At 42.3% G+C, this 18,233-nt stretch carries 15 protein-coding genes; 5 read left to right on the forward strand and 10 right to left on the reverse strand.

Annotation, left to right across the window (positions count from 1 at the left end):
* Window positions 1-453: 453 nt before the first annotated feature.
* From C900_RS24985 to C900_RS25015, 7 genes are all read right to left on the reverse strand, one after another.
* Window positions 454-750 (reverse strand): rhodanese-like domain-containing protein, encoded by a 297-nt coding sequence (locus tag C900_RS24985; RefSeq protein WP_009583169.1) that lies wholly within the window; start codon window positions 748-750, stop codon window positions 454-456.
* 6 nt (window positions 751-756) lie between these two features.
* Entirely contained in the window at window positions 757-2,643 is a 1,887-nt protein-coding gene (locus tag C900_RS24990; RefSeq protein ID WP_009583170.1) for a T9SS type A sorting domain-containing protein, read from the reverse strand.
* Window positions 2,644-2,646: 3 nt separating this feature from the next.
* Window positions 2,647-3,426, reverse strand: coding sequence for a PASTA domain-containing protein (locus tag C900_RS24995; RefSeq protein WP_009583171.1), 780 nt, complete (start codon window positions 3,424-3,426; stop codon window positions 2,647-2,649).
* 76 nt (window positions 3,427-3,502) lie between these two features.
* Window positions 3,503-4,582 (reverse strand): D-alanine--D-alanine ligase family protein, encoded by a 1,080-nt coding sequence (locus C900_RS25000; protein ID WP_009583172.1) that lies wholly within the window; start codon window positions 4,580-4,582, stop codon window positions 3,503-3,505.
* A gap of 50 nt (window positions 4,583-4,632) precedes the next feature.
* Window positions 4,633-7,611 carry a T9SS-dependent choice-of-anchor J family protein gene (locus tag C900_RS28980; protein WP_009583173.1) on the reverse strand — a complete coding sequence of 993 codons (2,979 nt, stop codon included), beginning with the start codon at window positions 7,609-7,611 and terminating at the stop codon, window positions 4,633-4,635.
* Window positions 7,612-7,700: 89 nt separating this feature from the next.
* Window positions 7,701-8,006, reverse strand: coding sequence for a NifU family protein (locus tag C900_RS25010; RefSeq protein WP_009583174.1), 306 nt, complete (start codon window positions 8,004-8,006; stop codon window positions 7,701-7,703).
* 9 nt (window positions 8,007-8,015) lie between these two features.
* A complete protein-coding gene (locus tag C900_RS25015) occupies window positions 8,016-9,110 on the reverse strand; it encodes an Mrp/NBP35 family ATP-binding protein (protein WP_009583175.1) in 1,095 nt (364 codons plus the stop codon).
* Between the two features lie 129 nt (window positions 9,111-9,239).
* Between C900_RS25015 and dnaG the strand changes: the two genes are divergently transcribed.
* Window positions 9,240-11,159, forward strand: a complete 1,920-nt coding sequence (gene dnaG, locus C900_RS25020; RefSeq protein WP_009583176.1) for a DNA primase — start codon at window positions 9,240-9,242, stop codon at window positions 11,157-11,159.
* Window positions 11,160-11,679: 520 nt separating this feature from the next.
* Here the strand turns inward: dnaG and C900_RS25025 are convergent.
* Window positions 11,680-12,432, reverse strand: coding sequence for a polyprenol monophosphomannose synthase (locus C900_RS25025; RefSeq protein ID WP_009583177.1), 753 nt, complete (start codon window positions 12,430-12,432; stop codon window positions 11,680-11,682).
* Window positions 12,433-12,565: 133 nt separating this feature from the next.
* Here C900_RS25025 and C900_RS25030 point away from each other — a divergent pair, with 133 nt between their 5' ends.
* Window positions 12,566-13,069 (forward strand): D-glycero-alpha-D-manno-heptose-1,7-bisphosphate 7-phosphatase, encoded by a 504-nt coding sequence (locus C900_RS25030; protein WP_009583178.1) that lies wholly within the window; start codon window positions 12,566-12,568, stop codon window positions 13,067-13,069.
* A 547-nt stretch (window positions 13,070-13,616) separates the two neighbouring features.
* A complete protein-coding gene (locus C900_RS30465; protein WP_009583180.1) occupies window positions 13,617-13,808 on the forward strand; it encodes a pinensin family lanthipeptide in 192 nt (63 codons plus the stop codon).
* 702 nt (window positions 13,809-14,510) lie between these two features.
* Here C900_RS30465 and C900_RS25035 read toward each other — a convergent pair.
* Together C900_RS25035 and C900_RS25040 are read right to left on the reverse strand one after the other, a co-directional pair.
* Window positions 14,511-14,786: a DUF6922 domain-containing protein gene (locus C900_RS25035; protein WP_009583181.1), complete on the reverse strand. Its 276-nt coding sequence runs from the start codon at window positions 14,784-14,786 to the stop codon at window positions 14,511-14,513.
* A gap of 7 nt (window positions 14,787-14,793) precedes the next feature.
* Window positions 14,794-16,188, reverse strand: a complete 1,395-nt coding sequence (locus tag C900_RS25040) for a type III PLP-dependent enzyme domain-containing protein (protein WP_009583182.1) — start codon at window positions 16,186-16,188, stop codon at window positions 14,794-14,796.
* 120 nt (window positions 16,189-16,308) lie between these two features.
* Between C900_RS25040 and rocF the strand changes: the two genes are divergently transcribed.
* Together rocF and ctlX are read left to right on the forward strand one after the other, a co-directional pair.
* Complete coding sequence (gene rocF / locus C900_RS25045) at window positions 16,309-17,274, forward strand: arginase (protein WP_009583183.1); 966 nt, start codon at window positions 16,309-16,311, stop codon at window positions 17,272-17,274.
* Window positions 17,274-18,230: a citrulline utilization hydrolase CtlX gene (gene ctlX, locus C900_RS25050; protein WP_009583184.1), complete on the forward strand. Its 957-nt coding sequence runs from the start codon at window positions 17,274-17,276 to the stop codon at window positions 18,228-18,230. The genes rocF and ctlX overlap by 1 nt, the downstream gene beginning before the upstream one ends.
* The last annotated feature ends 3 nt before the right edge of the window (window positions 18,231-18,233 follow it).

Raw genomic sequence — 18,233 nt, forward strand, 5'->3', positions numbered from 1 at the left:
TAATTATCTGACTATCAGCATGTAATGAAAACTTGTCATTGGTACCCAAGGAGGGATCTATGCAGATAGAGATCAAGGCTTAGCATCTGCATTTGATCATGATTTTCACTCTGCTATTTGCCATAAAAGTAGGCAATGCTCTGTACTAGGGTGAGTCTCTTTTAAAGGGAAGAGGTGCTAAGGTGAATAGATCTCTCCCTACAGTCGAGATGACCAGGCGATGAAGGGATGAGTTTTCATCAATGTGTAATGAAACTTGTCATTGGTAGCCAGAATGACCTTTAAAGGTCTGTTTGGAGATACGAATACAATTTAATTGGTTCTACTATATAACTCACGTTACCTTAATCTCCAAAACTACTTTTATAGCTATAAACAATCAATTTGCAAACCAACCAATTATCAAGGATGGTTTACTTGTGGTTCTTTTTGGGCAGAAGCAGAAGGAGAGGATCATGCGTGTCTCAGATAAGCCTCAATGCCGCCTTTCAGGCTGATCACCTTAGAATAGCCCTGCTGTGTCAGGTATTTCTGGGCTTGTCCGCTTCTGCGGCCTGACTGGCAGTGTACAATTATCTCTGTTTGTTTGTCCGGTAGTTCTTCGAGGCGCTGAGGCAGGTCGCCCAGGGGAATATTCCTTACTCCGAGATTTACCTCATCATATTCCCAATCTTCGCGCACATCAATAATGACCAGGTTTTCATTGTTTTTCAGTCTTTGTTTTAATTCAACTGCGGTGATCTCGAGCATTAGGAACTATTGTTTTATTACCTTGATTGTTTTAGCGCTATTATTATTTACAAACTGAAGGATGTAAATCCCATCAGCTTGATTTTCAAGGCTCAAAATTGCTTCATCGTTTTCAAAAAACAAAGAAAAGTTTTTGCTGACGCCCCTCAGATCGTAGACTTTCAGCTCAGTAAATTTTCCTTTTATTTTAAATATACCATTGGATGGATTAGGGAATACCTGAAGGGACAGATCCTTATCCGGATCAGTAGAGGTAACCGGACCACTCGATGGGCCAAAAACAGGCCGCATCATCAGGCTGCCTTTTACAGTAGTATTTTGTTGCCAGGTGCCATCCAGTTCAAAGTAAATTCTGTCACCGGAATCATTGTTTTTATCCAGGCCCACTCCAAGGTCTCCCGAAGTCTTTTGTCTGTAGCCTATGAAAAACGAATCAGTGACGTTCACCGATTTTCTGAGTTCATAACGGGTAAAGGAGTTTAACCCTGGGGTTCTTGATATATTGATCATTTCCTGGTGTAAGAGCTCACCAGGTTTTCCTGACTCTGCCGCCATCACCAACAGTTCAATAACCTTGCCTGTGGGCTCCGTGCCAATATAGGGAAAATATATATCCAGGGCTACCACCGTATCGGTCATGCTTTGGATCAGGTCATACCTATAGACTAGCCGATCATCGAAGCTGTTAAGCCCGGCTGCTGATTCTGCCCCTCCGTCATCGTAGGCATAATAATTAGACAGTAGGAGGGAGGTTCGTGTTGTATCATTACTTCTAAAGTCTATAGGGGCATACTTTTCAGGAATATAATCTCCATTGCTGGATATGGGAATGTTGTCACCGGCATCCAAAATAACAACAACCTCAATGGCAGTAGAGTCAGCGTTACTGTCGATGTCACCATCTTGAAAATAGTCAGGAATAGTTACAATGTCCCTCTCCAGAGGAGCCAACGGACTTTCTTCCGGTTTTATGTCATCATTGCCTCTGGTAGTGATTGTTGCCATTCCATTAGAATAATTGGTAATCTTAATATTTAGCCCATAATCATATGGCTGAGGAGTATCTTCAGGGTTATCAAGGCTATAGGCTTCAAACTGAGGCATACTTAAATTTTCAAAAGCAAAATGACTAATAGGCACTACAGAATAATCTTGAAATAGATTTGTTAACGGAGTGCTAATAGCCCTGTCAGGATAATAGAGATCTGTCGCAGATCTATCTTCATTCACATACACATAATCCACATTCCATACATCAAACGGGCCGGACTGGCGGCCAAAGCTTTGGAATTTGAACTGGAAACCATCGTAAAAGAACAAGGGGTCATCTACTTGTACAATAGCTTGCACAAACTCCCCGGTGCGGTCAAGCCCTGCTGAACCCGGCCATACACTTACCCATTGGCCGTTTTCATTTTTAAATTCAAGGCGCAGTGAATCGCTGCTATCAGGGTTTTCACCGAAACCTCCATATTGATAGAAAAAGCTGATGTAAACATTGCCAGCTACCGTTAGCGCACTTAGGTCAATGGGGTGGGAGGTAAGACTGTCTGTTTTACCTACACTGGCCTGATCTTGCTTATAGCCCTGCCCGGTCTGGTCCAAACCGTCAAAAGACGCTACTCCCAGGGTAGGGGGGTGGTGAGCCAATCCCTGGTTGATGAATACATTTTCAGACGTTTGCCAGAGGTTAGTATCCGGAGCACCGGTTGAGGCCGAAAAATCATCCCAAAACGGCAACGTTAGTGTATGGGAGTGTGTTCTTGCCCCTTTCCTGGGTTTTGTGCTTTCACCTTCTGCCGGTGGTATAGGGTAGGTCTTGAGTTGAGAGAAGCCATTTTGCGCGACAGCAAGTATAAATAAGATGATAATATGTCGAATGAGCTTTTGCATATGCTAGTTCTCTGAAGGATCTTCCTCTTCACCTTCGGGCGCCAACCACAAATCAATAGCATCCCCGATCCGCACCTGCTTCCCTGCCTCCGGTTCTTGTTTGATAACTATGGCATCAACACCTGCGGTGTCGCCTTCCACGGTGATCAGACCTATCTCAAGGTTTGATCCCATAAGTATGAACCTGGCGTCCTCCCACTCGTTTCCTGTCAGCTTGGGAGCAGGAAAGTTAGATTGGGCATAGCCATCGCCTACTACAAGATCTATTACCGAACCTTTAGGAATCCTTTCCCCGGCTTTAATGGGTTTGCCTTCCACTTGTATTTCCAGCACCAGGTTTAAAAAAGGGCTGGGCCTATAGGTAATATTTCCTCTTTTCAATTCATTACTCTTTAATACCGCTTCCGCATTACGAAGTGACCTGTCCACAAGCTCCGGAACAGGCACGGTGGGAGGGCTTACCCTGTTTACCGAAATGAATATTTTTCTACCTTCTTTTACTTTGCTACCCGGCTTCGGATATTGCTTTAGTATTGTTAACGGTGGATACTCATCTGAATATGTGGAATCATTTACCTCAAATCTCAAGTTTCTTTGTGTTAAAAACTCGTCAATCTCGTCCATATGAATGCCCTCAAGGTTAGGAACAGTAATAGTTTCACCATGGTTAGTACTGGAAGGAAGATAGACGTAAAAGAACAGCAAGGCCAATCCAAAAAGTAATACCAGTGCAAGAATTAAATGAATAAGAAAGTGTTTAAATGTATTGATCCTGAATTTCATAGAATAAAACTGATATTACTTAACGGTTAAACTTAATCATTTCTTATAATGTGGCGAAATTTTATAAGTCAAAAGGTCATTTTTCGACTGAGAATTGGCTGGAGATCTGTTGACTGCGGGCATATCGCTTTTCTGCCATTTCTATTAGCCTGGTAATTAATTCTGTAAAGGAGATGCCTCTTTCTTTCCACATCATGGGAAACATACTCGAATTAGTGAAACCGGGAATAGTATTGATCTCGTTGATCATGATCTCTCCTGCATCAGTCAAAAAGAGGTCTACTCTTGCAAAATCCTCACATTTCAATGTAAGATAGCTTCGGATTGACAGTTCACGGATCTTTTCTGATACCTGAGTATCTACTTCTGCAGGGATGACCAGTTTTGCGGCTTGGGGATCCAGATATTTTGCTTTGTAAGTGTAAAATTCATAGTCTGGGCTCACGGCTATCTCACCTGGTAAAGAGGCTTGTGGCGTTTCATTTCCCATAACAGAGCATTCCAGCTCCCGGCCTTTAATAAACTGCTCAAAAATAACGGTGCTGTCAAAATTAAAAATATCAGCAACCGCTGTAGCAAAATCTGTTTCTGATTTTACCTTGTGTATACCAACTGAGGATCCCAGATTTGCTGCTTTTGCCATAAATGGGATACCCAGTGCGCCTGAGATATGAGCATAGTTAATTTTATCTTTTTCATGATATTCAAAAGATAAAAACTTACTCACAGGTATACCTGCCGATTGTAACAAACGCTTGGAATACAGCTTACTCATGGAGATCGCAGATCCTAATACACCTGTGCCAACAAATGGCTTATTAATTACGCGAAGCATACCCTGAATGCTCCCGTCTTCTCCATCAGTGCCATGAAGAACGGGAAATACCAGATCAGGGATAATCGATTGCCGGGTATGTTGGTTATAAAAGCCCCCCTGGTCAGCCCTCAGGATCAGGTGAAGTTCGTCTTTCAACTCAAAATTATCATCAATTTCGGTTTTCTGAAACCACTTTCCCTGAGGAGAGATCCCAATAAGGACTGGCTCATATTTTTCCTTGTCTATATATTCATAAACGTTCTTTGCCGAATTAATAGAAACCTGATGCTCTACAGATTTACCGCCAAAAAGTATGGCTACGGATTGTTTTTTGCTCATGTATTATGAAAAAATTATGCAGTGGATCAAATATACGAGGAAATCAAAAACTATGGGAAAAGCGCTATTCTTTTTACATAGGACGATGACTTGCTCACCACTTTTACAAAATAGATACCCGGCGCCTGATTCTCATAATTAAATGAATAGGTCTGGTTCAAAGTATTTTCGAAAGTGTTTCGGGTTATGATCTGTCCTTTTCTATCATAAATAATAATTTCTACGGTTTCCTTTTCAGGTAGATCGAAAGTAACATTAAAAGAACCGTCAAGCGATGGATTGGGGTAGATCACATTATCACCGGATACCAAATGGTCAGTAACAAAAATTTGAATATTGTCCAGGTAGATATTCCCACCATTGCTGTTTGTCGAAATAAATGCAATGCGCAGGTTTTCTTCGTCAACGTAGTTGATCATATTAATATCTATCTTTGACCATACGCTATCTGATTCCGGGGCTCCTGTAAACGTACCTGTGTGCAAATCTTCTCCATACTTACTGAAAATAACATCCTCGTAGGTAACGCCACAGTCGGTACTTACGAGAACAGTAAGGCCGTCCTTGGTGTTCTCCACATACGAATATGCAATATTGAACGACAGTGTAGCTTCCTGGGAGGAACTGAAGTCAAGAACCGGGCTTACCAGCCATTCATCCTGACCTGCCCCGGTATAGTTTTCCGAATCCAGGAATAATGAAGTACCCTTATTTGTCTTGATGGTTTGCCAGGTAGTTGGTTCATCATTACTGATAATAACCCAGTTGGATTGGTCAAAATCTTCGAAGTTTTCCTTTATGGGAATAAAATCTTTTTCGTTATTGATATAAAACCTTCCGGAGATCTCATCATTTGACAGATCGTTGTCGTTGCTGTTGTTGAGATTGACAACATAGCTATGTTCACCGGCATCAAAGGACATTTCCGCTAATGGCAGGTTTGCAATGGCTCCGGGGGCAAGAGTTATATTAAACGAGGCCGTCATTAACTTTCCATCATCAAATTGATAGGTAAGGTTAATTTCATTTTCAGTGGTATAACCATCATTCTTAACTTGTATTACAGGTGTCACAGGTTGAGCATCCTTAGAGCATGATACTACTGAGGGTGTTATCAAGCTAAGTATTGCCAGATCTTTCAGTTTTGTAGTATCGGCCTCCCCATCAATTAGAATATTGTCAAGATATAGATTGTTTCCATATCCATTTTTCGAAATAAATGCCACTCTAATGCCTGACATACCCTGAAATTCACCCAGGATTATACTTTCTCTTTTCCAGTCGCTTGGAGCTGCGGGCTTATACTCAGCCGATTGTTGTGGAACTGTAGCCAGTGCATCGCCATAGGCTTCGTAAAGAATATGATCAAAGGATTTTCCGCAATTGGTCGAAAGAGCCACAATTAATCCTTCATCGGAGACAGTTGGGTACTTTGCATATGCTCTGTCAAAAGCCACAATTCCGAACGGCACTGTGGTTAGATCAAAGACGGGCGAAAGCAGCGTGTCGTACTCCCCTTCGATTTCATAGTCATAAAAATTGACAAATAAAGATATATTTCCACCATCAGCATTGGTTGTTTCCCATGTATAAAGTCCGTCAGGATTCAGTATATCCAATGAGGAAGGTACTTCTCCAGGTGTTAGTGTATTGAAATTGTCAGTGATGGGCATCGCTGAAATGGCAGGAACGGTGACCAGACGGCTGCTTTCATCATTCTCGGTATTTCCATCTGCAGTGCCATTTACCTGTGTAACCGCGAAATGAAGTGTGTGATCACCAGTACTTATGTTTATAGGGCTGAATTCTACAACATCTATCTCCAGGGGATCCAGATTAGTGGAAAATGAAGCCGTTTCTACTGGTGCGCCATCGAGGGTAAGGGTAATCTGAAAGCTTGTAATTGCATTGTCTCCATAGTTGCGGATTTGAAGCGATGGTGTAAAGGAGCCGCTGCAGGCAAAGTCACCTGGGTTGATTATTTTTCTTATTCCAAGGTCATTGCTGACGACCACCGGGGCAATGGCGCCTTTTGATGCTTTCAGGCTGGCCCTTCTGGGGCTATTATCGAGTATGGTCCGTATCCTGGTCTTTTGCCCTGAAGTAAACAGGTTCATGCAGGCGTCATCTGTGTAGTCCATGTAATTCTGTACCATATCCTCAGAGGTGCAGGAAGTAGGAGAGGTTGCAGGGCACCCCGAAGTGCTTCCTCCCTGATTGGGAGTATCATTCACATAGTCAGTGCCATTGCATCCGCCATTGTCGTCACCCCAAATATGTCGCAATCCAAAATAATGGCCTATTTCATGGGTAGTAGTTCTGCCAAGGTTATAAGCATTGACCAGGTTGGCCGGAGGATACTTATCTTTGGAGCCGAAGGTGCGGAAATCAATTACAACCCCATCGGTTACCCTGCTGTTACTGCCATTTTCTAATCCTGGTAGCGAATTTGAAACCGGAAATTGCGCATAACCCAGGTAGTTACCGCTAATATCCGCCACCCAAATATTCAGGTAATCTTCAGCGGGCCAATAGCTTAAGCTTTTAAGCTCATAGTTTTCAGTGAGAGCCCATTCACTTTGTTGCCCGTTTACCCGCACAATGCCATCGGTAGGCAGCCCTTCAGGATCCCGCTGCGCCAATACAAATTCCAACTCCACATCGGCTGCCACCGGTATAAAGGAGGCAGGTGTGTTGGAAGCATCGGTATTCATTCTTCTGAAATCTTCTGTCAGCACTTCGATCTGCGAGATGATTTGTGCATCGGGAATATTCCTGCCGACTCCCAGCGCTTCCCCATTATGGATCACATGCACTACTACCGGTATCTTATACACTGTAGCCTGCTCGCGTGATGTGCTGTAGCTGGCATTCTTACGTTCTTCGATTTTTTGTTTCAGCCAGTCTTCAAATTCGCTTTCATTTTCAAGCTTGGGATTGGCCTGTTGCCGTAGTTTTTGATATTCAACTGTGGCGCAGCGCTGAGCGAGTGTATGGGTCGATATGAAATAAAGACTGCTTAACAGCAAAAAGCCTCGGAGGAGGCTTGTTATAGATGATGCTATATACTTAGATGTTTTCAGGGGTTCAGGTCGTTTTCAATATCTACTCGTTGATCCTACAACAAATTGTCAGGTAACTTGGCGTTGGGATCATCCGGATGGGTGATGTTAATAGCCTCAACTGACTTTATTTGCGGTACAGATTTGCGAATCGCTTCTTCTACACCGGCTTTGAGTGTCATGGTAGACATAGGACAAGAACCACAAGCTCCCATTAACTCCAGCTTTACGACCATATCATCAGTAATCTCTAATATCTTAACATCTCCACCATCAGTTCTTAAGTAAGGCCTGATGTTATCAAGAGCTGCATCTATTTTCTGTATCAGATCATCTATTGATAATGTATTTGCAGTTTCCATTTGTTCTATCTATACTTTAAATTCTACCTTCTTCGTCTGTTCAAAATTTGCATTTCTAATAGCTACTTGCCTGGCAAGTGTTTCCGCAAGATCAGTGAATGCTTCCTGTGTAATACCTTCTTTCAATACAGCAGGATAGCCGTTGTCTCCACTTTCCCGGATGCTTTGTACTATAGGTATTTGTCCGAGTAGAGGAACATCGAATTTCTCTGATAAGTTCAGTCCTCCGCCCTTCCCAAAAATGTAATACTTGTTATCAGGAAGCTCTTCAGGGGTAAAATAGGCCATATTTTCCACAATACCCAATACGGGAACATTTATTTGTGGCTGCTTAAACATTGAAAGCCCTCTTTGAGCATCTGCCAGGGCTACTTTTTGAGGGGTAGTGACAATAACCGCCCCGGTTACAGGTACTGTCTGTACAAGGGTCAGATGGATATCACTGGTTCCTGGTGGCAGGTCTATCAGCAGATAGTCCAGTTCGCCCCAATCAGTGTCACCAATAAACTGTTTTAATGCAGAGCTGGCCATGGGGCCTCTCCATACTACAGCGCTATCCGCTGGGGAAAGAAATCCGATAGAGATCAGTTTTACGCCATATTGTTCCAGGGGAACGATCACATTCTTACCATTGACCTGGCGTACGGTAGGTTGTTCCTGCTCACAATTAAACATTGTGGGAACGGACGGACCGTAGATATCAGCATCTATAATACCCACTTTAGCTCCCTCTCGGGCAAGAGCCACAGCCAGGTTGGCAGCAACGGTGGATTTTCCAACCCCGCCTTTGCCGGATGCAACGGCAATGATATTCTTTACATCAGGGAGCAACGGAGCGCTGCTTCTTGTAGTCGTTACATTTGATGTCATTACCACTTCGACTTCCAAGTCCTTGTCCATATGTTCGTGAATGGCATCAACACAATTTTGCCTGATCAGTTCTTTTAGCGGGCATGCCGGTGTGGTAAGCACTACAGTAAATTTTATTGTGTCGCTAAATATTTCAATGTCTTTGATCATGTTCAACGACACCAGATCCTTTTTCAGGTCCGGATCATCAACTGTTGAAAGCGCCTTGAGAACGTCAGATTCTATAAATTTCATTAATATCTCCCCTCTAAATTAAAATATAATCTGTCAGCAAATTTAGCCTTTAACTTTTGCTTTTAGTAACTTTTGTAAGACAAAATGGGTCGAAAAATTCTATCTTTGAAGTTAAACTGAAGTGAAAAAGTGATTAGCCAGGCTACCATACAGGCAGTAAAAGACAGAGTGGACATTGAGGATGTGGTGTCTGATTACGTCAGTTTAAAGCGTAAAGGACAGAACCTTTGGGCTTGCTGTCCCTTTCACGATGAAAAAACTCCTTCCTTCTCAGTAGCGCCTCAAAAGGGTATTTATAAATGCTTTGGCTGTGGAAAAGCAGGTGATGCTATTTCTTTCGTAGAGGAGCATGACGGACTAAACTATGTTGAAGCCATCCGGTATCTGGCTCAGAAATATGGTATTGAGATCATAGAAGATGAACAGAGTGACGAGCAGATGCTTCAGCAGAATGAAAGAGACAGTCTCTTCATCGTTCTCAACTATGCGAAGGACTATTATAAGGAGATTCTCAAAAATCACGATGACGGACGTTCTATAGGGCTCAGCTATTTCAAAGAACGGGGCTTTACCGATAAAACCATCGATAAATTCGAACTCGGGTATAGCCTGGATGAATGGAATGCTTTCTCCGAAATAGCATTAAAGAATGCTTATAGCGAAGACCTGTTGGAAAAAGCAGGCCTGCTGATCAAGAAGGATGATAAAAAGTATGACCGGTTCAGGGGCAGGGTTATCTTTCCTATACATAACGTTACCGGCAAAGTCATTGCTTTTGGCGCCCGCACGCTGAAAAAGGATGGAAAGCCTAAGTACCTCAACTCTCCTGAAACGGAAGTATACCATAAAAGTAAGATACTATACGGGCTTTTTCAAGCCAAGCAGGCTATCCGGCAAATGGATAATTGCTACCTGGTAGAAGGATATACGGATGTTATTTCTCTTCATCAGTCTGATATCGAAAATGTGGTTGCATCGTCAGGAACATCTCTTACTGATGATCAAATCCGGCTTATCAATCGCTGGACTGAAAACATTACCGTTCTTTTTGATGGAGACACGGCTGGCCTGAAAGCCGCTTTGCGCGGAGTGGATATGATTTTAGAAGCCGGGTTGAATGTGAGGATCGTGGTTTTTCCTGCCGGTGAAGACCCCGACAGCTACTCGCGTAAGCTGGGCACTTCTGAATTTAAAAAGTATCTAAAGGAAAATACCAGGGATCTGATCACCTTTAAAGCCGGACTTTTTGCTGAAGAAGCAGTTAAAGACCCGCTGAAAAAGGCAGAGTCGATAAAAGAGATTGTCGGCAGTATTGCCAAGATCCCCGATCCGGTGAAACGGGCAGTGTATATTAAGGAGACCTCATCTCTTCTGGGGATTGATGAGTCTGTACTGCTCACTGAGCTCAACAAGTTGCTGATCACCGGCCGTAGAAAGAAAGATAAGGAGAAGATAAAGGAGTCGACAGGAGAGGACCTGCTTCCGGAGCTGATCGAAGAAGCTACTGAAGTAAAGACACTTGACTCTGAAAAGATGGTGACTTTGCAGGAGCGCGAGAGTATCAGGCTTTTGATCAACTATGGATTTAATGAGATAGAGGAGGAATACCGGCTTTATGATTATCTGCTGCAACAACTTGAAGACGTGGAATTCAGCACACCCGTCTACCGCGAAATACTGGATATTTTTAAAAAGAAATTGACGGAGGGGCAAGTTGTGGACAGTCAGTACTTTATCAGCCACTGCTCTTCAGAGATTAAAAAGGAGGTGGTGGATTTGATGACTGAAAGACACGAAGTAAGCCCCAACTGGAATGATAAGTTTCAAATATTTGTGCCACATGAACATGATATTCTTGAAAATGTGGTTTTCACTAATGTACTGCGCCTGAAGTTCCGTGTTATTCAAAAACTGATCATGGACAACCTAAAGAAAATGAAAGGGGCCGCTAACGAGGAGGATCAGGATAAACATTTTAAAATACATTCTGAGCTTAAAAAATCTGAAATGGAGCTGGCGAAGGTGTTGGGTATTGTTATTACGAGGTAGGAAGCAGCGGTTATAGTGTGGCATCCTATGGAGAAGGGCTTTCTGGCTCTCATGAGGATACCAATGATTAGTTTTTATTGCATGCTGATAATAGGAGTTGTCATGCCGACTTTGGAGGCATCTTACTAAGCCGTTTCGTCTATGCTTCTTAGTAAGTTCCCTCTTTCATCGGGTTGACGCCTTAACTTAAGAGCATTGGAGAGTCTCCATGGGAGGAGACACAGGGGTGGGTAATGAAGTAAATTGGATGGCTGAGGTTTAGCTGGAAGTGGATGGCTTTGATTGAGAGTCACGCGTTACACTTCGTTAAACGCGCGCCAGCTTTGGGCTATACCAAGTGGCGCTTAGAAACCTCATAAAGTAATTTTTTGAGATTAATTGATTAATTAGAGTCTCTAAGAAAACTCTTGTCGTCATCGCGAGGAAACGAAGCGATCCCCTGTTAGTGCACACCAAAAAAAAGAGGGGATTGCCGCACTTCGTTCGCAATGACGATAAATTGTGAGTTTTCTTAGAGACTCTAATTAATCTCTGTAGCCGGATAATACTTCTTGAACCAGCTTACTATTTTCATCTGGATCACTCCAAAAAATGCTTCTTTGAAAATAGAGCCTGACATTTTTGATTTACCCCTGGTACGATCAGTAAAAACAATAGGCACCTCTTTTATTCGAAATCCATACTTCATTGCAGTGAATTTCATCTCGATCTGAAAGGCATAGCCGATGAACCTGATATCATCCAGCTTAATGGATTCCAAAACCTTTCTGGTAAAGCAGACAAAACCTGCGGTGGTGTCATAGATGGGCATGCCGGTGATGAAGCGCACATAGATGCTGGCGAAGTAGCTCATGATCACCCTTCCCATGGGCCAGTTGATCACATTTACTCCGCTGATGTACCGGGAGCCAACGGCCATATCATAACCCTCGGTAGCACAAGCCTCATAGAGCCTCATCAGGTCCTTTGGGTTGTGGGAAAAATCGGCATCCATTTCAAAAATATATTGGTATTTCTGCTGCAACGCAAATCTAAAGCCTGCTATATACGCTGTTCCCAGGCCTTGCTTACCCCGGCGCTCTAAAAGGTGCAACACTCTTCCATCATGATCATTGCCCTGCAGGTTTTTAACCATGTTTCCCGTGCCATCAGGTGAGCCATCATCCACAATCAGAATATCAAATTTGTGAGGCAGTGAAAATACAGCATTGATGATCAGTTCGATGTTTTCTCGCTCGTTGTAAGTGGGTATAATTACTAAACTGTCGTTCACGCTGCTTCAGAGTATTTTTTAGAGTGCCCTAAAATAATAAATCTCTTACTAAATCATTAACAGTTAACATTTGTTTTTATTTCGTATGTACTAATTTTACGAATCTTTTTTTAAAATTTAAACTACTGATATTTTGAATAAATGTGTTTTTCTGGATCGTGATGGGGTTTTGAATAGAGATTATGTGGATTATGTATATTCTGCCAATAAGCTGGAGATCCTTCCGGGAGCGGCTGACGCGTTGACTTCTTTGAAAAGAGCCGGATACCTGCTTATTGTTATTACGAATCAATCGGGCATAGCCAAAGGGATATACACCAGGGAGCAAATGCACGAATGCCATCAGGTCATGCAAAAGGCATTCAATCACCAGATCGATCATTTTTACTATGCCCCATGGCATCCGTCCGTTAGCGAAAGCCTGACCCGAAAACCCGGTTCCCTGATGTTTGAAAAGGCTATTGCCAAGTTCAACATAGATACCCGCCTGTCATGGATGATCGGTGATAAGGAAAGGGACCTGGTACCTGCTAAAAAGCTGGGCATTAAAACCATTCAGGTGGATAATGATGATAGCCGCATGGCGGACTACAGGGCTCAGAATCTGGCAGATGCTTTAGAGGTTATTTTTGGATAATATTTTAGTTGATCCGTTTGAGAATCCGTCATGTTCTTTAGTTAAGAAAAGCTCTTCTAAAAAGCTCAGTCATCTCGAGGTAGCCAACAACTTTTTAGTTGATTTTGTGGATAATGACAAATTAACCGACCGGCCTTGAGAAAATGGCGTTAAGAATTTCAATGCCACACGTACATGTTATAAATCACACTGTTTGAGCCCCGTTTTTTCAAACGCTTTCGGGAACAAAAAGGTAAGACATATGCTACAAACTGAGCAATAACATGTTATCATCTGACTATCAGTGTGTAATAAAACTTGTCATTGGTACCCCAAGGGAGGGATCCAAGCACCTTTGAAGCAGTTATTCGTTCATAGATCCCTCCAGGGTCGGGGTGACTTTCTTAACTAAAGAGTATTGGAGGAGCCGTTTCCAATGGAGATGGACTAGATCTACCATTAAATGGCATATTTTTACAAGTCGAAGTTGGCCTGTTCTGGTAATTTACATACCAGGCAGCTCCCGAAAAGCCTTAAAAGAGTAGGGGCAAAATAAAACCAACTAAAAATGAAAAAGCTAAAATTAAATGATCTGAAAGTAAAAAGTTTTGTGACTGACGCAGAGGATTTTAACAGCCAAACGATTAGGGGTGGTGGTTTATCTGCAGGTTTCTGTACCTATGATGATTGTAAATCCTATTTGGCTTCCAACTGCTCCGACTGTAATCCTACATGGCAAAGGACTTGTAGATTTTGTTAACGTTTGTTGTCCCCGATGGCTCTCCATAGCCTTTAATCCAAGCATCCCGGTAGCGATGCGGTCCTGGAAACTCGGGGCTACAAAGATTTTGGCCCCCCTCTGGGGTTACGCAATCCTCTTTAGTTAAGGACTGACTTCAAAAGAATTTTCATGCCGTATGCTTTGGAAGCATCTTACTAAGCCGTTTTATAGTAAGTTCACTCTTTCATACCGATTACATCCTAAACTAAAGAGGATAGGTTTCTCCTTAGGAGAGGAGATTGATTTACATATATGAAACCGTTCACAGTTCGCCGGTCTCAGTACTCGTGGCACCACTATCTTCAAGTAGTGGTGCCACGAATTCTCTCGCCAAGCTAAAAACTAACAGGCACAACGCGTAATCCAGTCAGCCGGCAGCCAGTTTGCCCACCTCTGTTTCTCCACCTCCGACCTTTGGCCACCTCCGCCAGCGGAGGACAGTGTTAATGAAGTTCACGAAATATTCTATGTCCTATCTGCAATGCCAATGCTGTTTCCCCTCCTAAGTAGTGTCTCTAAGAAAAACGCCAATGTCTGCGTTACCTTTGTTCCAAAAATGCTCTCGTACCTTAGTACGCCCCGCTTTTTGGGACTTCATTTCTTAAAGCCACTTAGGGTTCTCTTACAAACACTAAGTAGAAGTGAGTAAAGACCTCTTCAGATGATATACTTTTTAATAGTTCAAATGTTTTGGTTCAACTGTATTTGAGAATAGCATCTAAATTGGTCTTTCGGTATATTAAGTATAGTGCTTAGAAAGATTAATGTTTTCAGGTCAAGGTTACGGAGCTTAATCGCTTCTTCTTTTAGCCTTGCCCAACCATACATTTTTTTTAATTGGTTCCAATCATCAAGATCTCCTCTATGTAAAACCCTTTCCATTATGAAGCCGGCATGCTTTTCGGTATCAAGGGTAGTCACGTCAATATCCCAAAATAATTTCTTTTGCCAGTTCATTACTTTATCAGTATCCTAACAATTTCAGCATCGACTCACTCTCCTGCTCTTCCGAGAAAAGCGTGGTTTCAATCTCTCCATCCGAATTTTTATCTATTAATACATGCTTTGGCGCAGGGATCAGGCAGTGCTGAATGCCTCCGTATCCACCCAAAGATTCCTGGTACGCGCCTGTATGGAAAAAGCCCAGGTATAACTTGTCTTCTTTTTCCGCTTCAAGCATAGGCATAAATACATCACTGGTATGGGCTTCTGAATTGTAGTAGTCCATACTGTCGCAGGTCAGCCCTCCGAGGTTTACTTTATGGAACATGCCATCCCACTTATTTACGGGCAGCAGGATGTATTTCTGGTTGAGCCCCCAGGCATCAGGCAGATGCGTGATGAACGAACCATCGATCATGTACCATAGCTCTTTATCGTTTTGTAGTTTCTGGTCCATTACAGAATAAAGCACCGCACCACTTTCACCTACCGTAAAGCTTCCGAACTCAGTAAAAATATTGGGAACCGGTACGTTATTTTTTCCGCAGATCCATTTGATGTTTTCCACGATCTGTTCCGCAATATATTTATAGTCAAATTCGAAATGCAGTGAAGTTTTGATAGGGAAACCACCACCAATGTCTATGGTGTCAAGCTCGGGGCATTCCTTTTTTAGTTCACAATATTTAAAAATGAACCTGCTCAATTCACTCCAATAGTAGGCGGTATCGCGAATACCTGTATTAATAAAGAAATGAAGCAACTTGAGTTTCGCTTTTTTGCTAGGCTTGATCTGCTCTCGATAAAGTGTGTTGATGTCACCGTAGCGTATGCCTAATCTTGAGGTGTAAAATTCAAAATTAGGTTCCTCGTCAGCCGCAATTCTGATGCCCACCTGATAGGTGCCTTTAACATTTTCTTCATAGTGCTTCAATTCATGAAGGTTGTCCAGTACGGGTATGCAGTTTTTAAACCCATCGTTAAGAAGGTCGCTAATATACTGTCTGTACAACGGGCGTTTAAAGCCGTTACACACTACATATACGTCTTTCTTTATCCTTCCTTTTTCGTACAGCTTTCGTACTATGGGAATATCAAAAGAAGAGGAAGTTTCAATATGTATGTTATGTCGTAACGCTTCTTCCAGAACAAAGCTGAAATGAGACGACTTGGTACAATAACAATAAGTATAGGTGCCATTATAATTATGCTTTTTTATAGCATTATTAAAAATTTGCTTTGCATACTTAATATTCTCTCCGATCTTAGGGAGGTATGTGAGCTTTAAAGGCGTTCCATACTTTTCAATAATGTCCATCAATGGTACCCCATTGAAATGAAGTTCGTTATTCACCACTTTGAACTCTTCTTGTGGGAATTCGAAAGTCTGCTCAATCAGATCAATGTATTTTTTCATAGATAAGCTGTACTATATACGCTTGGAAGTATTTTAATGAATAATGCAATATTGGTATAAATTTGCAATCTTTGCAAAGCAATTTCCATTGCCATTTAAGATTATCAAGAAAACTATTTTATGAACAGAATATTGCCATTGAAAGATATCATGCTTGTAGAGGTAAAATCGGAGATCGCGGCAGGCACGAGAGGCGCTAGTTTAGGCATCGATGCAGTAAAAATTGCCAGTTTAGATCTTGAATCAGACTATTTTACCCGTTTCGATTCCGAAGAAGTAGAAAATGTAAATGATATTCTTTTCGATGGCTACGCCCATCCTCATGCCAAGTTTATTGACGGTGTTTTAACAATGGAGAAGAGGGTTTGTTCAAAAGTGGGGGAAGTGTTGAAGGTTAATAACTTCCCGATAGTTTTGGCAGGGGATCACTCAACAGCAGCCGGTACTATTTGCGGTATTAAACAAACGTTTGCAGACAAAAGACTAGGTGTAATATGGATAGATGCGCATGCCGACATGCATACGCCATATACCACACCATCAGGTAATATGCATGGCATGCCCCTGGCTATGGTCAGCAATCTTGATAATAAGGACTGCCAGATCAATAATCCGAAAGGAGAAACAGTTGAGATGTGGGAAGAATTGAAGAGGATAGGAGGAGAAGGCGCTAAAATCAGCCTTTCAGATGTGGTGTTTATTAGCGTTAGAGATTTTGAGGAACCTGAAAAATTCCTCATGCAGCAGCATAATATCACTAATTTTAGCACTCAGCAAGTAAGGTCCGAAGGTGTTGCAGCCATTGCAGCCAAAGCTCTTGAATTGCTAAAGGATTGCGATTTGATCTACATTTCTTTCGATGTGGATAGCATGGACTCTAAATTTTCAGTGGGTACGGGTACTCCCGTGCCTAATGGACTTACGGTAGAGGAGGCCAAGGAGCTGAACACCATACTCATTAAGGATCCGAAGGTGATTGCCTGGGAGATGGTGGAGGTAAATCCCACTTTAGATACTGAAAACAAAATGGCTGAAAATGCCTTCGAAATATTAGAGGCTACTACCAATGCCCTTTTAGAAAAGTAATGGATACACAACAGTGCTCACATACCGTTCTAATGATAAAACCGGTGAACTTCCGGTACAATGAGCAAACCGCTGTGAATAATTACTACCAACGGGTGATGGATGATCTGGAGCCCGGGGAGGTGCAACAAAAGGCTCAAAAAGAATTTGACGGGCTGGTGAGCAAGCTTGGAGAAAGGCAGGTCAACGTGATCGTTATTGACGATACACCTGCCCCGGACACTCCTGACTCTATATTTCCTAACAACTGGATTTCCTTTCATGATGATGGCCGCGTAGGCTTGTATCCTATGTATGCTCATAATCGAAGACTGGAAAGAAGAGACGAAATTCTGGCAACGTTGGAAAATGAATATCACCTGAAGATATCAGGTATAGAGGATTTTTCCACCCATGAGCGCCACGATAAATTTCTGGAGGGAACAGGTAGCATGATCCTGGACCGGCAAAATAAAATAGTATATGCTGCGCTTTCTTTACGTACCAACGAAGAGGTGCTGGATGAATTTTGCAGGAAATTTGGCTATAAACCTGTAAAATTCACTGCAAATCAAACGGTGAACGGCAAGCGAGTGCCTATTTATCATACCAATGTGATGATGTGCGTAGCCGAGGAATTTGCCATCCTTTGTGTGGATGCTATTGACGATAGGGAGGAAAAAGAAAAGGTGTTATCTTCATTGGAGAGTACGGGTAAGGAAATTATTGAAATCTCCGAGCAGCAGAAATATCGGTTTGCAGGCAATATGTTGCAGGTAAAGTCTACTGCTGGAGAAAAGTACCTGGTAATGTCAGAATCGGCCTATAAGAGCCTGACCGACCAGCAAGTAGAAAGTATTGAGAAACATTGCGCCATCATTCACAGTTCATTAGATACCATTGAGGCTTTGGGTGGAGGAAGTGCGAGGTGTATGATGGCTGAGGTTTTTTTACCTAAAAAACATTCATTAATTTAAGTT

The sequence above is a fragment of the Fulvivirga imtechensis AK7 genome (assembly GCF_000331535.1).
GTDB classification, from domain to species: domain Bacteria; phylum Bacteroidota; class Bacteroidia; order Cytophagales; family Cyclobacteriaceae; genus Fulvivirga; species Fulvivirga imtechensis.

What these genes read in the sequence shown, in the direction of transcription:
- C900_RS25035 (WP_009583181.1), bottom strand. Translation starts at nt 14,786, where the DNA reads ATGAACTGGCAAAAGAAATTATTTTGGGATATTGACGTGACTACCCTT.
- ctlX (WP_009583184.1), top strand. Translation starts at nt 17,274, where the DNA reads ATGGATACACAACAGTGCTCACATACCGTTCTAATGATAAAACCGGTG.
- C900_RS25010 (WP_009583174.1), bottom strand. Translation starts at nt 8,006, where the DNA reads ATGGAAACTGCAAATACATTATCAATAGATGATCTGATACAGAAAATA.
- C900_RS24985 (WP_009583169.1), bottom strand. Translation starts at nt 750, where the DNA reads ATGCTCGAGATCACCGCAGTTGAATTAAAACAAAGACTGAAAAACAAT.
- C900_RS25000 (WP_009583172.1), bottom strand. Translation starts at nt 4,582, where the DNA reads ATGAGCAAAAAACAATCCGTAGCCATACTTTTTGGCGGTAAATCTGTA.
- C900_RS30465 (WP_009583180.1), top strand. Translation starts at nt 13,617, where the DNA reads ATGAAAAAGCTAAAATTAAATGATCTGAAAGTAAAAAGTTTTGTGACT.
- C900_RS25040 (WP_009583182.1), bottom strand. Translation starts at nt 16,188, where the DNA reads ATGAAAAAATACATTGATCTGATTGAGCAGACTTTCGAATTCCCACAA.
- C900_RS24995 (WP_009583171.1), bottom strand. Translation starts at nt 3,426, where the DNA reads ATGAAATTCAGGATCAATACATTTAAACACTTTCTTATTCATTTAATT.
- rocF (WP_009583183.1), top strand. Translation starts at nt 16,309, where the DNA reads ATGAACAGAATATTGCCATTGAAAGATATCATGCTTGTAGAGGTAAAA.
- C900_RS24990 (WP_009583170.1), bottom strand. Translation starts at nt 2,643, where the DNA reads ATGCAAAAGCTCATTCGACATATTATCATCTTATTTATACTTGCTGTC.
- C900_RS25015 (WP_009583175.1), bottom strand. Translation starts at nt 9,110, where the DNA reads ATGAAATTTATAGAATCTGACGTTCTCAAGGCGCTTTCAACAGTTGAT.